Annotated in this window: 14 protein-coding genes; 4 read left to right on the forward strand and 10 right to left on the reverse strand. The window is 68.6% G+C overall.

Annotation, left to right across the window (positions count from 1 at the left end):
* The first annotated feature begins 30 nt into the window (after nucleotides 1–30).
* Nucleotides 31–870: a phosphonoacetaldehyde hydrolase gene (gene phnX / locus VNS22_RS19510; RefSeq protein ID WP_325735373.1), complete on the forward strand. Its 840-nt coding sequence runs from the start codon at nucleotides 31–33 to the stop codon at nucleotides 868–870.
* Nucleotides 871–928: 58 nt separating this feature from the next.
* On the opposite strand, the gene VNS22_RS19515 is transcribed toward phnX, so the two are convergent.
* From VNS22_RS19515 to ubiE, 7 genes are all read right to left on the reverse strand, one after another.
* Nucleotides 929–1141 (reverse strand): hypothetical protein, encoded by a 213-nt coding sequence (locus VNS22_RS19515; RefSeq protein WP_325735375.1) that lies wholly within the window; start codon nucleotides 1139–1141, stop codon nucleotides 929–931.
* Nucleotides 1142–1374: 233 nt separating this feature from the next.
* A complete protein-coding gene (cysK, locus tag VNS22_RS19520) occupies nucleotides 1375–2322 on the reverse strand; it encodes a cysteine synthase A (RefSeq protein WP_325735377.1) in 948 nt (315 codons plus the stop codon).
* Between the two features lie 145 nt (nucleotides 2323–2467).
* The gene (locus VNS22_RS19525) at nucleotides 2468–2947 is read right to left on the reverse strand and encodes an Rrf2 family transcriptional regulator (RefSeq protein ID WP_325735379.1); all 480 of its coding nucleotides are present in this window, start codon (nucleotides 2945–2947) and stop codon (nucleotides 2468–2470) included.
* Between the two features lie 34 nt (nucleotides 2948–2981).
* Nucleotides 2982–3461 (reverse strand): dUTP diphosphatase, encoded by a 480-nt coding sequence (gene dut / locus VNS22_RS19530; protein ID WP_325735381.1) that lies wholly within the window; start codon nucleotides 3459–3461, stop codon nucleotides 2982–2984.
* Nucleotides 3454–4698 carry a bifunctional phosphopantothenoylcysteine decarboxylase/phosphopantothenate--cysteine ligase CoaBC gene (gene coaBC / locus VNS22_RS19535; RefSeq protein WP_325735383.1) on the reverse strand — a complete coding sequence of 415 codons (1245 nt, stop codon included), beginning with the start codon at nucleotides 4696–4698 and terminating at the stop codon, nucleotides 3454–3456. Before coaBC ends, dut begins: the two co-directional genes overlap by 8 nt.
* Before the next feature lie 88 nt (nucleotides 4699–4786).
* Complete coding sequence (gene ubiB / locus VNS22_RS19540) at nucleotides 4787–6280, reverse strand: 2-polyprenylphenol 6-hydroxylase (protein WP_325735385.1); 1494 nt, start codon at nucleotides 6278–6280, stop codon at nucleotides 4787–4789.
* A gap of 2 nt (nucleotides 6281–6282) precedes the next feature.
* Entirely contained in the window at nucleotides 6283–7041 is a 759-nt protein-coding gene (ubiE, locus tag VNS22_RS19545; protein WP_325735387.1) for a bifunctional demethylmenaquinone methyltransferase/2-methoxy-6-polyprenyl-1,4-benzoquinol methylase UbiE, read from the reverse strand.
* 96 nt (nucleotides 7042–7137) lie between these two features.
* Between ubiE and mutM the strand changes: the two genes are divergently transcribed.
* Nucleotides 7138–7959, forward strand: a complete 822-nt coding sequence (gene mutM / locus VNS22_RS19550) for a bifunctional DNA-formamidopyrimidine glycosylase/DNA-(apurinic or apyrimidinic site) lyase (protein ID WP_325735389.1) — start codon at nucleotides 7138–7140, stop codon at nucleotides 7957–7959.
* A 33-nt stretch (nucleotides 7960–7992) separates the two neighbouring features.
* Here the strand turns inward: mutM and VNS22_RS19555 are convergent, their stop codons facing one another.
* Nucleotides 7993–8559 (reverse strand): GlcG/HbpS family heme-binding protein, encoded by a 567-nt coding sequence (locus VNS22_RS19555; RefSeq protein WP_325735391.1) that lies wholly within the window; start codon nucleotides 8557–8559, stop codon nucleotides 7993–7995.
* 537 nt (nucleotides 8560–9096) lie between these two features.
* Here VNS22_RS19555 and VNS22_RS19560 point away from each other — a divergent pair.
* Nucleotides 9097–9300, forward strand: coding sequence for a hypothetical protein (locus tag VNS22_RS19560; RefSeq protein WP_325735392.1), 204 nt, complete (start codon nucleotides 9097–9099; stop codon nucleotides 9298–9300).
* 195 nt (nucleotides 9301–9495) lie between these two features.
* On the opposite strand, the gene VNS22_RS19565 is transcribed toward VNS22_RS19560, so the two are convergent.
* Complete coding sequence (locus VNS22_RS19565; protein ID WP_325735394.1) at nucleotides 9496–10284, reverse strand: SDR family NAD(P)-dependent oxidoreductase; 789 nt, start codon at nucleotides 10282–10284, stop codon at nucleotides 9496–9498.
* Nucleotides 10281–11510, reverse strand: coding sequence for a hypothetical protein (locus VNS22_RS19570; RefSeq protein WP_325735396.1), 1230 nt, complete (start codon nucleotides 11508–11510; stop codon nucleotides 10281–10283). Before VNS22_RS19570 ends, VNS22_RS19565 begins: the two co-directional genes overlap by 4 nt.
* Before the next feature lie 99 nt (nucleotides 11511–11609).
* Here VNS22_RS19570 and VNS22_RS19575 point away from each other — a divergent pair.
* On the forward strand, nucleotides 11610–12774 hold a 1165-nt coding region (locus VNS22_RS19575), incomplete at its 3' end, for an ABC transporter substrate-binding protein (protein WP_325735398.1).

A 12774-nucleotide genomic window follows, 5' to 3' on the forward strand; every position in this document is an offset into this window, starting at 1 on the left:
TGAGGCGGCACCATCAGGAACGGCGAAGGGATGATGCAGATGGGGTTCGGCTATCGGCGCTTCTATTGCGGGCCGGTCGAGGCGGTGATCTTCGACATGGCCGGCACGATCGTCGACTTCGGCTCGCGGGCACCGGCCGGCGTGTTCGTCGAGGTGTTCCGCCGCCACGGGATCACGATCAGCCCGGCCGAGGCGCGCCTGCCGATGGGGGCGGAGAAGCGTGCCCATGTCGCCGAGCTCCTGGCGATGCCGGCGGTACGCGCGCGCTTTGCCGACCGGCACGGCCGCGACCCGGATGAGGCGGACATCGACCGGATCTACCAGGATTTCATTCCGCTACAACTCGAGACCCTGCCGGCCTTCTCCGCGCTGATCCCGGGTACCGCCGCGACGGTCGCGGCCCTGCGCGCCCGCGGCATCCGGATCGGGGCCAACACCGGCTACAACCGTGCGATGATGGAACTGGTCCAGGCGGCGATGGCCGAACAGGGCATGACGCTGGACAGCGCCGTCGCCGCCTCTGACGTGCCGCGGGCCCGCCCCTCGCCCGCCATGTGCCTCGTGAACGCGGCACAGCTGGCCGCCAGCACCGTCACCGCCTGCGTCAAGGTCGACGACACCGTTCCCGGCATCGAGGAGGGCCTGGCAGCCGGCATGTGGACGGTGGGGATCACCCTGTCCGGCAACGAGATCGGCCTCTCGGAAGCAGAGTGGCAGGCCCTGCCGGCACAGGAACGGCAGGCCCGGCTGGCCCGCGCCGAAGCCCGGCTGCGCGCAGCGGGCGCTCATTTCGTGATCCCGTCGGTAGCGGACCTCCTGCCGGTGATCGACGTGATCGAGACCAGGCTCGCGGCCGGGGCACGGCCCTGAGCCGCTTCGGGCAGCGACACGACCATTCAGTTCTATGCGTCGGTCAGTTGAGGCCCACTCAGTTGAGGCGGAAGCCGCGGCAGCCCAGCTGCTCCTCCCTGATCAGGATCTGGCTGCCGCAGGGCCGCTCCACGAAGTAGCGCCGCCCCTGGTCGTCCTCCTGGACATGGATCAGGTCGACCGGCTCACCGGTGCCGAGCAGCACCATCTGCAGGATCTGCGGCCTCGGCAGAACCGGACGGGCCGGGATGGTGACGGGTTCTCGATGCACGGCAACCTCTCTAGGCTCATGGTCCTAGGATAACAGTCCCTTCGCCTGTGGCAAGGCCTGTGTTTCCAGGGCCCGTTCGGCATGCCGAAGAATGCGCCTGAAATGGTTAAGACATCGTTTACCGCATTCGCCAAATGAAAACATCAGCCGCGATGGAAGATTTCGCCAATAGAAAGACCCCGGGGCCGAAAGGCCCCGGGGTCTCGCGTCTGCAACCGATTTAGGACGACGCGTCAGCCGAGTTCGGCGAACAGGTCGGTCGACAGGTAGCGCTCGGCCGAGGAGGCCAGGATCACTACGATCCGCTTGCCGGCATAGTCCGGACGGGCACCCACCTCCAGCGCCGCGGCGACCGCGGCACCGCTGGAGATCCCGACCGGAATGCCTTCGACCCGCGCCACCTCGCGGGCGGTCTCGAACGCGGTCTGGTTGCCGATCCGGATCGTCTCGTCCAGCACGTCGGTGTGGAGGTTCTCCGGGATGAAGCCGGCGCCGATGCCCTGGATCTTGTGCGGCCCGGGCTTGCCACCCGAGATCACCGGGCTGTCCTCCGGCTCGACCGCGATCACCTTCAGGCCCGGCAGGCGCGGCTTGAGCACCTCGCCCACCCCGGTGATGGTGCCGCCGGTACCCACGCCGGCGATGAACGCGTCCAGCCGGCCGCCCGTGTCCGCCCAGATCTCCTCCGCGGTGGTGATGCGGTGGATCGCCGGGTTGGCCGGGTTCTCGAACTGCTGGAGGATCACCGCGTTCTTCGTCTCGGCGACGATGCGCTGCGCCTCCTCGATGGCGCCGCGCATCCCCTTGGGCCCGGGCGTGAGCACCAGTTCCGCACCCAGCAGCTTGAGCACCTTGCGGCGCTCCAGCGACATGGTCTCCGGCATGGTGAGGATCAGCCGGTAGCCCTTGGCCGCCGCCACGAAGGCGAGCGCGATCCCGGTATTGCCCGAGGTGGGCTCGACCAGCACCGTGTTCTTGTCGATCTGGCCGGACTGCTCGGCCGCTTCGATCATGGAGTAGCCGATACGGTCCTTCACCGAGCTCAGCGGGTTGAAGAACTCCAGCTTGGCCAGGATCTCGGCCTTCACCCCGCGCTGCTCGGCGATCCGGTGCAGGCGCACCAGCGGCGTGCCGCCGATCGTGTCGATGATGCTGTCATAGATCCGGCCTCGCGTGTTCATGGCCACCCGTGTCCCTGATTTTACATCTTCCATATGCACAACTCCGGCAAACCCGCCTGAAACTGTGCAGAATTCTAGAGCCAACCGCGCGACGCGCAACCATCGGCGGGACGGGGTGCTTCCGAAGAGGCCTGCTGCACCGCGGCTAGATCACGAAATCGGCGCTGCGGGCCTGGTCGCCCACCAGCCCGGCCCGGCGGGCCTCCTGGCAGAGATCCTCGATGGACACGTCATCCAGCCGCTGCATCAGCTCCCGCTCGGTGCGTTCGAAGAACGGCGTGATCACCTGCGCCCCCAGCGGCGAGCCGGCGACCTGCTCCTCCGCGGTGGCGCCGCCGCCGTGGGCCGACCCGTTCGGATCGGGCTCCCCCTGCACCACCCGGACGATCTCGCCCACGCTGATGCGCCGCCGCTCGCGCGCCAACCGATAGCCGCCACGCGGCCCGCGCACGCCCTTGAGCAGCCCGGCACGCACCAGCTGCTGCATGACCTGCTCGAGATAGCGCCTGGGCAGGTTGAGGCGCCTGGCGATGTCCTGGCTCTGGACAGGGTCGCTGCCGCCATGGAAGGCGATGTCGGTGACTGCCTCCAGCGCCAGTGACAGCTTCTTGGACGGTTTCAGCATGGGGCCACCCTCCCGGTGGTGGCGGACAAGCGGCTCATTCTCGCCCTCCGATTGCGCGGGCTACTCCGGTAGAGCCAAAACCGCCAACGCCGCGTGGGGTTTCCGACAGGACTCCATTCTCTTTCCATAATATCCCGACAGTAGGTGTCACCACCATCTGCGCGATCCGCATGCCGCGCTCGACCGTGAACGGCTCGTCGCCAAGGTTGACCAGGATGACGCCAAGTTCCCCGCGGTAATCGGCGTCGATCGTGCCCGGCGCGTTGAGCACCGTGATGCCGTGCTTTGCCGCCAGGCCGGAGCGTGGCCGGATCTGCGCTTCGTGATCAACCGGCAATGCTATGGCGATCCCCGTCGGCACGACCGCGCGGGCCATGGGGCACAGCACGAGCGGTGCGTCGGCCGCCACGGCAGCGATCAGATCGACCGCGGCGGCACCCGCGGTGGCGCGCTCGGGCAACGGCAGGTCCGCCCCGTGCGGCAGCCGGCGGATCTCGACCGTCACCTCAGCCACGGCCGAGCTCCTCAGCGATCAGCCCTGCCAGCCGGCGCGCCACCTCCTGCTTGCTGCCGGGTGGCCAGGGTTCCGGCGCTGAGTCACGGCGCAGCAGCGTGACCGCGTTCCGGTCACCGCCGAACGTGCCGCTGCCGGGCGCCACGTCGTTGGCGAGGATCCAGTCGCAGTTCTTGCGCCGCAGCTTGGCCGCGGCATGGGCCACGACCTGCTCGGTCTCGGCGGCAAACCCCACCACCAGGCGCGGCCGCTGCGGGCCGTCGGCCGCCAGGGTCCGGAGGATGTCCGGATTCTCCACCAGCCGGATCGCCGGCGGCGGCGCTCCTGCCTCCTTCTTGATCTTCTGTAGGGGTGCTTCCTCCGGCCGCCAGTCCGCCACCGCCGCGGCGCAAACCGCGACATCGGCCGGCAGGGCCGCCCGGCAGGCCGCCAGCATCTCGCGGGCATTCTCGACCCGCACCACCGCGACGCCCGGCGGGTCCGGCAGGGCGACCGGGCCCGACACCAGGGTCACGTCAGCCCCAAGGCGTGCCAGTTCTGCTGCAATCGCATGGCCTTGCTTGCCGGAGCTGTGATTCATAATGAAGCGGACCGGATCGATCGCCTCACGGGTCGGGCCGCTGGTGACCAGCGCCCGCCGCCCGGCCAGCCCGCCAGCCGGCACGCTGCCCGGCCGGCCCAGCCGGGCGAGGATCGCGGTCAGGATCTCGGCCGGCTCGGCCATCCGGCCGCTGCCGGTCTCGCCACAGGCCATGTCGCCGGCATTGGGCCCGACCATAGCGACCCCATCGGCCTGGAGCACGGCCAGGTTGCGCTGCGTGGCCGGGTGACCCCACATCATCTGGTTCATGGCCGGCGCTGCCAGCACCGGCTTGTCCGTGGCGAGCAGCACGGTGCTGGCGAGATCATCGGCGAGACCATGCGCCATCTTCGCCAGCAGGTTGGCAGTAGCCGGCGCCACCACCACGAGGTCGGCCTCGCGCGACAGCCGAATATGCCCCATCTCCGCCTCGTCGGTCAGCGAGAACAGGTCGCCATAGACCTTCTCCACCGACAGAGCCGCCACCGAGAGCGGAGTGACGAACTCGCGCGCGGCCTCGGTCAGGACGCAGCGCACCTGGATCCCGCGCTCCTTGAGCCGGCGGATCAGTTCCAGGCACTTGTAGGCGGCGATCCCGCCGCCGATCACCAGGAGCACCCGCCCACCCGGCAGTGCAGGGATGCCATCCTGACCCATTGCTTCCGCTCCTCTGACTAACCCACTGTCAGGCATGATCTATTGTCTGCTACTTCATCTTGCATTGCAACATGCCGTGTCCGTCGGCTCAGCGGATCGTCCAGCCCAGCAGGAACGCTGCCAGCACCAGGAACAGCCATATCGGAGCACGGTCCTTCAGCACGGTGTGGTGGTGTTCCAGCCGGATCAGCGTCCGCTCCAGCCGGCGCAGCACCACCGGGGCCCGCTGCATCACGTCATAGGCTTCGCGCGCCAGTTCCATCGCCTTGGCCTGCGGTCCCAGATGCACCGCGATCCACTGGGCGACCAGGGGCTGGGCGGTCTGCCAGATGTTGACCGAAGGGTTCAGCGCCCGGCCCACCCCCTCGGCCACCACCATGGTCTTCTGCAGGAGCAGGAGATGCGGCTGCTGCTGCATCTTGAACTGCTCGGCCACCGTCAGGATCTGGCCGAACAGCCGGCCGATCGAGATGTCGTTGAGCGGCTTGCCCAGGATCGGCTCGCCGATGGCCCGCGCCGCCTGGGCGAACGCGTCGCGGTCCTCGTCGGCCGGCACGTAGCCGGCGCGCACGAACACGTCCGCCACCCGCCGATAGTCCCGGTCGAGGAAGCCCACCAGGATCTCGGCCAGGTACTTGCGGGTATCGAGGTCGAGCCGGCCCATGATGCCGAAATCGACCGGCACGATCGTGCCGTCCGGCTCGATGAAGGTGTTCCCGGGATGCATGTCGGCATGGAAGAAGCCGTCGCGGAACACTTGGTTGAAGAACACCACCGCCGCCCGGTCGAGGATCTGGTCGGGATCCAGCCCCTGCTCGATCAGCCGCTCGCGCTGGTCGGACGGGGTGCCGCTTACCCGCTCCAGCGTCAGCACCCGCCGCGAGGTGCGCTCCCAGTCGACATAGGGGACCCGGAAGCCCTCGTCGTCGGCGCAGTTGCGGGCGAACTCGGCGGCCGCCGCCGCTTCCAGGCGCAGGTCGAGTTCGCGCCTGGTCCACATCGCATGGACCTTGACGGTCTCCACCGGGCGCAGCCGGCGCAGATGCGGGAACAGGTATTCGACCGCCTCGGCCAGCCACAGGAAGAAGGCCAGCTCGCGCTCGATCGCCGCCTCCACGCCCGGGCGCAGCACCTTGACCGCCACCTCGCGCCCGTCCGGCAGGAGGGCGAAATGGACCTGCGCGATCGAGGCGGCGGCGACCGGCACCGGGTCGAAGCCGCGGAACAGGAAGGCCACCGGTGCACCCAGCTCGCGCTCGATCAGCGCCATCGCCTGCTCGCCCGGGAACGGCTCCAGCCGGTCCTGCAGGCGGGCCAGGTCGCGCGCGACGTCGCTGCCCATGATGTCCGGGCGCACCGCCAGGGTCTGGCCGAGCTTGACGAAGCTGGGGCCGAGTTCGACCAGCGCGTCCGCCAGGCGCTGGCCCGGCCGGCGCGTGGCCTTACGCCCGCTCCAGGGTGCGGCCAGGCGCATGGCGAAGGGCGGGAGCGGCAGCAGGTCGACGAAGAACAGTGCTCGGTGACGCATCAGCACCCGCACGACGCGGACACCGCGGAACAGATGGCGGATCGGGCGGAGCAAGGTCAGAGACGCCAGCCGGAATGGATCGCGGCAATGCCCCCCGAAAGATTGCGCAGCTTGACCAGGTCGAAGCCCGCCCGGCCGATCAGCCCGGCAAAGGTCTTCTGGTCGGGAAAGCGGCGGATGCTCTCGACCAAGTAGCGATAGCTCTCGGCGTCGCCCGCGACGAGCTTGCCCATGGCCGGGATCATCCGCAGCGAATACTGGTCGTAGATCGGCCGGAGCTGCGGGATGATCAGGCGCGAGAACTCCAGGCATAGAAAGCGGCCGCCGGGCTTGAGCACTCGGTAGGCTTCGCCCAGCGCCCGGTCGATATGGGTCACGTTGCGGATGCCGAACGCGATCGTGTAGCTGTCGACCGACTTGTCCTTGAACGGCAGGGCCATGGCGTCGCCCGTGACCCAGGACAGGCCGTGCACCAGGCCGCGGTCGATCGCCCGGTCGCGCCCCACTTCCAGCATGGCGTGGTTGATGTCGCAGACGGCGATGGCGGCCTCGCCGCCCACCCGGTCCATGATCCGGAACGCCACGTCGCCGGTGCCGCCGGCCACGTCCAGATGGGTGAGGCCTTTGCGCGGCGCCAGCCAGTCGACCAGCGCGTCCTTCCACAGGCGATGGACGCCGCCGCTCATCAGGTCGTTCATCAGGTCGTAGCGGGCCGCCACCCGGTCGAACACCTGGCGGACCTTGGTCGCCTTCTCGGCCGGGTCGACCATCTCGTAGCCGAACGACCGTGCCAGCTCGTCCGCCGCGTCCTTCATGTCCTGCCAGTTCCCAAGCAGCCCCTTGCCGGGCGGTTCTAGGTGATGGCACCTGCTGGCTCAACCGAGCCTGGCCTGCCACATCCGGAACATATCTTGCCCGAGCTGCCCGAAGTCGAGACCGTCAAGCGCGCTCTGGCGATCCGCCTGACCGGCAGGCGCTTCGTCGAGACGGTCCAGCGCCGGCCGGACCTGCGCTGGCCGCTGCCCGCCGACCTGCCCGGCCGCCTGCGCGGCCGCACCGTTCAGGACTTCGGCCGGCGCGCCAAGTACATCCAGGTCTTCCTGGACGACGGTCAGGTGATGCTGCTCCATCTGGGCATGTCCGGCCGCCTCGTGTTCGACGGCCAGCCCATGGGTCCGCACGAGCATCTGACCTTCGGCTTCGACGATGGCACGGTGCTGCGCTTCGTCGACCCGCGCCGCTTCGGCGCGCTCGACCTGACCACGGCGGAGGAACTTCCCGGCCACCGCCTCCTGGCCGGCCTGGGCCTCGAGCCGCTGGGCAACGCGTTCTCCGGCCCGGCCCTGGCCGAAGCGTTCCGCCACCGCATCGTGGCGGTCAAGCAGGCGCTGATGGACCAGAAGCTCGTGGTGGGCGTGGGCAACATCTATGCGTCCGAGGCCCTGTTCCGCACCGGCCTGCATCCCGCCACCCCGGCCGGGACAGTCGACCCGGCGCGTCTGGAGGCACTCGCGGCGAACGTGCGCACCGTGCTGACCGAGGCGATCGAGGCAGGCGGCTCGTCCTTGCGCGACTATGTCCAGGCCGACGGCGAGCTCGGCAACTTCCAGCGCATGTTCCGGGTCTACGACCGCGCCGGCGAGCCTTGCCTGGTCTGCAGCGGCCCGATCCGGCGCACCGTCCAGGGCAACCGGGCCACCTATTTCTGCGAGCGCTGCCAGCCGCCGGCTTGATCCTGAGCCGGCGGCTGGCTGGCGGGGCGGTCGCTACTTCAGCGCGGCCGCCACCGTGTCCGACACCTTCTGGTCATTGTCGGCCGTGTCGCCGGAGACGCCGACGCCGCCCACGATCTGGCTGCCCTTCTGGATCGGCGTGCCGCCGCCGAAGGTGATGGTTCCGCCCACGATCTCGCCGATCATCGGGTCCCTGGCCGTGCCCCACCGGCTCTGCGGTCCGGCATAGGCCTCGTCCGGGTCGACCGGGTTGCCGGCCGCCAGGCCGTAGAGCGGCCCGCCCGGCTGGACCGCGTCATAAAGTTGCGCCGTGGTGAACTTCTGGGCCGGGCTGTTGCTCAGTCCGTTGGTGGTGAACGCCTTGGCCGCGGCGATCTGGCGGCTGAGCAGCCACTGGTCGCTCAGCTTGCCACCAGAGAAAGCAACGGCGCAGACCACTCCGCCGCGGTTGACGACAACCGCCCACATGTTCTGCGTGCCGTGCTTCCGGACGGCATTGACCAGGGCCGCACGCAGGCCGGCATGAGTCGCCGGGCAGCTGACGCCCTCGTGCCTGTCCTTGCCCGATGCGGCCGATGCGGCACCAGCGGCAACTGTCATCAGACCTGCAGTCAACGTAAGCGTTACCGCCCTGCAGGCAGTACTCAATCCACCCATAATCTCGCTCCAACTATCAGCCTGTTGCGCAAACATAACGAGCGTTCCATGTTATGGATTCGTGACAGTCTCGTGTCAATATACTGATTCGATGTACGCGCTCAGCGCTTTGTTCTGCCCTGCAATGCTTGCTTTAGTGATATCTTCCAATGAGCTGGCAAGAAATCGAACGCGTCGACTGTTCGGAAGGCATGTCTATCCTGCCTCCGGAACGCCACCGCCTGAACGAATCGATAAATGCAGCAGCACCAAAGATGTCGATCGTCCAGCTGCACCAGCGCAGATGGCGATGAATAGCATGTTCCGGACGTGTTCTTGGGCGACCGGCGTAACCGGCGCGAACATCCGGCCCAGCGCCGGAAAGCCGTCCTGCCCGCATCGGGCACGCAGGCCCCAGGCTTGCCCCGGTGGCGTTTCCGGTCTCCTATGGGCGAAGCCTCGCTTCAACGGGCCGTGGCCCGTATCAGGGAACGCCTTCCCATGATCGAGTTGGTCCTCGTCGCCTGCCTGCTCACCGACGACTGCAAGGAGATCCGGCTGAGCTACGACTCCCAGGATGTCTCGCTCATGGCCTGCAACATGTACGGGCAGGCCGAAGTCGCCCGCTGGCAGCAGCAGCACCAGGGCTGGCAGGTTCGCAGCTGGCGCTGCGACCGGGCGCGGCCGGACGAGAAGGCGATCTGAACGACCGCCTCCCCCGGCAGAGCGCCATGAGGGAGTCCGGGTCGACTCCATGGGAATGGTGGCGGCCGTGAACACCAGACCGGTTGGCCTGGATGTCGCCACGGCCTTCCCTACCGGCGTTTCGGTGGATCGCCGGGGCCGGGATGACTCAGCCGACCATTCCCTTGTTCACACCCACTTTCCTGGTACGGGTGCTTACCCGTTGATCTCCTTGACGAACGGCCCCATGCCGGCGGTGAGCCCGCCATCCACGACCAGCTCGGCGCCGTTGACGAAGCTGGCCTCGTCGCTGGCGAGATAGGCCACCGCCGCCGCGATGTCCTCGGGCCGGCCGACCCGACCTGCCGGGTACCAGCGCGCCAGCTTGTCGAAGATCTCGGGGTCGCGGGCCAGGCGCTCGGTCCAGGAGCGGTTCTCCGTGCGGATCGAACCCGGGCTCACCAGATTGGTGCGGATCCCACGGGGGCCGTACTCCACCGCCATCGCCTTGACCCACATGACCAGGCCGGCCTTGGCGGCGCTGTAGGCCGGATTGCCGACATAGACGCGGCCGTTCACCGAGCCGATCGCCACGATCGCACCTCTGCCCCGCTGGGCCATGCCCGGCAGGACCGCCTTCATCGCGAGAAAAGCCGCGCGCAGGGTGACGCCCAGCTCCAGGTCCCAGTCGTCCGGCGTGGTCACCTCGATCGTCGTGGCCGACGTGGCGGCCGCGTTGTTGACCAGGACATCGAGCGGCCCCAGCGCCTGCTCCGCGTCCCGGACCATGGCCTGCACCTGATCGGGCAGCGTCACGTCGGCCTGCAGCGCCACCGCGCGTGCTCCGGTGGACGTGATCTCCTCCGCCACGCCGCTGGCGGCCTCCAGGTCGCGGTCGGCCACGGCCACCGCCGCCCCCTCGCTCGCCAGGCGCAGGCAGGTGGCGCGACCGATGCCCCGGCCGCCGCCGGTCACCAGCACGGTCCTGCCGTCGAACCGGCTCATTGCGCGCCCTCCGCGCGCACGTCCTCGGCCACCTCGTCGAAGGCCTGGAACCCGGTGCGGGCCAGATGGACGTAGCTTTCGCGCATATGGCCGTCATTGTAGTAGGCGAGCCCGTCCACCCCGTGCCGGGCCAGGATACGCGCCGCCGCGACCGTGTCGGCACCGCTGGCCAGGTCGGGGAAGCTCGGGCGCATGATCGCCGAGATTCGGGCATCCGGGCCGGCCTGACGGCGGACCTGGTGGATGTCGGCCAGGACATCGGCGGCCGAACGCTCATACGCGCAGACCTCCAGCCCGTCGCAGGCCCCTGCCAGGAGGCGCAGGTCCGATCCCTCGATCCAGCCCCTGGCCGAGGGCCGCTGGACGGACGGGATCACCCGGACCTCCGTTTTGGCCGGCACCACGTCACGGATCTCGCGCACCACGTCGGCCACCACCTTGCAGCGCCAGCGCAGGAACGCGGCCAGATCGGGATCGGCCAGCAGGTCCGACGCGATCCAGTCGGCCGCCTGCGCGTCGCTGAAGGCGATCTCGCCTCCCAGGAAGGCCTCGATCGCCGCCGCCACCCGGGCGCGGACATGGAGCACGTCGATCCCGTCCACCGCGGCAGCACTCACGGTCGCCTCGGAGAAGTCCAGGCCCAGCAGGAGCTTGGTCCAGGCGTCCAGGCGGACCAGGGCGAACTCGTGATGGTAGCCATGGTCGAACGGCAGCCAGCCAGGCGTTTCCAGGCGCAGCCCGGCCAGATCGTAGTTCTCGGCGAGGTCGCGGCACAGCGCCACCACATATTCGCGCGCTTCCGGGTGGGCCGGGTTCAGGGAGTACCAGTAGGGATCGCCGAAGCAGTTGCGCGCGACCAGGTCCGGATGGAGCCGGCCCAGCGGCGTGTTGTGGAAGCACACCACCCAGCCATAGCGGTCGAGTTCCGGCAGGCCGTCCGCCAGGATGGCGAACGGGTCGTGCTCGGCCAGCATGCTGTTCGGCAGGGGTTGGACGCGCTGGTAGTGCTTCGGGTCGTGGCGGAAATAGACCGTGCCGTCCTCGGGGAAATAGACCTTGCCGCTCCTGCCGTGCGGCCGGAGGAACTTGCCGGCATGGTAGGCGGCGGTCAGGCTGACCGCCCCGGCGCCGGTCGCCTCGATTCGGGCACCGAAGGTCCCCACCCCGTCATCGACCAGATCCCAGGGATAGGCATAGACCGACCGGTACGGCCGCTGTTCGACCATCATGCGCTTCCTGTCGACATCGTTGCTGCCGGCGCATCCTTGCCCTTAAGCTTCGGGGCGACAAGGCCGCGCGCCGATGAGTGATGAGGGGGAAACGTCTTGCTGAACCGACGTCTTGCCATACTGACCAGCGGCGTGGCCCTGGCCGCACTGTCGGCGCTGGGACCGGCCCAGGCCCAGGAGAAGACCGAGATCCGGGTGATCGTCGCGCATTACAGCGACCAGACCATGGGCATCTTCGGCGGCATGGAGGCCGATTTCGAGGCGGCCCACCCGGATGTCGACATCAAGCTCGAGGACGTGTCCTGGGACAACCTCCAGCAGCGGCTGACCACCGACATCGCCGGCGGCACCGTGCCCGACATCGCGATCATCGGCACGCGCTGGCTGCTCGACTATGCCGCCAACGACATCGCCGAGCCGATCGACGACTACATGACGCCGGAGTTCAAGGCGAAGTTCATCGAGGCCTTCCTGGAGCCGTCGGTGATCGACGGCGTGACCTACGGCCTGCCGGTCGCCGCCTCGGCGCGCGCCATGTACTACAACAAGGATCTCCTGGAGAAGGCCGGGATCTCGGCCCCGCCCGCCACCTGGGACGAGCTGGTCGCGGCCGCCACCGCGGTGAAGGAAAAGGGCGAAGGCGCCTACGGCTTCGGCATGCAGGGCAAGGAGATCGAGACCGACATCTACTGGTACTATGCGCTCTGGGCGCACGGCGGCGAGCTGGTGCAGGACGGCAAGTCCGGGATCGCCAGCGAGGCCGGCGTCAAGGCGGCCACGCTCTACAAGAGCCTGATCGACCAGGGCCTGACCCAGCCGAGCCCGACCGGCTCCAACCGCCAGGACATGGAATCCCTGTTCAAGCAGGGTCGTGCGGCGATGATCCTGTCCGGCCCCTGGCTGCGCGGCCAGATCAAGACCGAGGCGCCGGACCTCAACTACGGCCTGGCGCCGATCCCGAAGGGCACCGTCCAGGCGACCTACGGCGTCACCGACACGATCATGATCTTCAAGGACTCCGAGCATAAGGAGGAAGCCTGGAAGTTCCTGGAGGAGGCCGCGTTCAGCGACAAGAACCGCATCGCCTTCTCTGAGAAGGAGGGCTTCCTGCCGGTGATGAAGGCCGAGGCCGCCGCCCCGGTGTTCGCGGACGACCCGCAGCTCAAGGCGTTCACCGAGATGCTGCCTTACGCCAAGTTCGCGCCGCTGATCCCGAACTGGGAAGCCGCGTCCGACACGGCATCGGCAGCGCTGCAGCAGA

It is taken from the genome of Geminicoccus sp., from assembly GCF_035556675.1.
In the GTDB taxonomy this organism is placed as follows: Bacteria; Pseudomonadota; Alphaproteobacteria; order Geminicoccales; family Geminicoccaceae; genus Geminicoccus.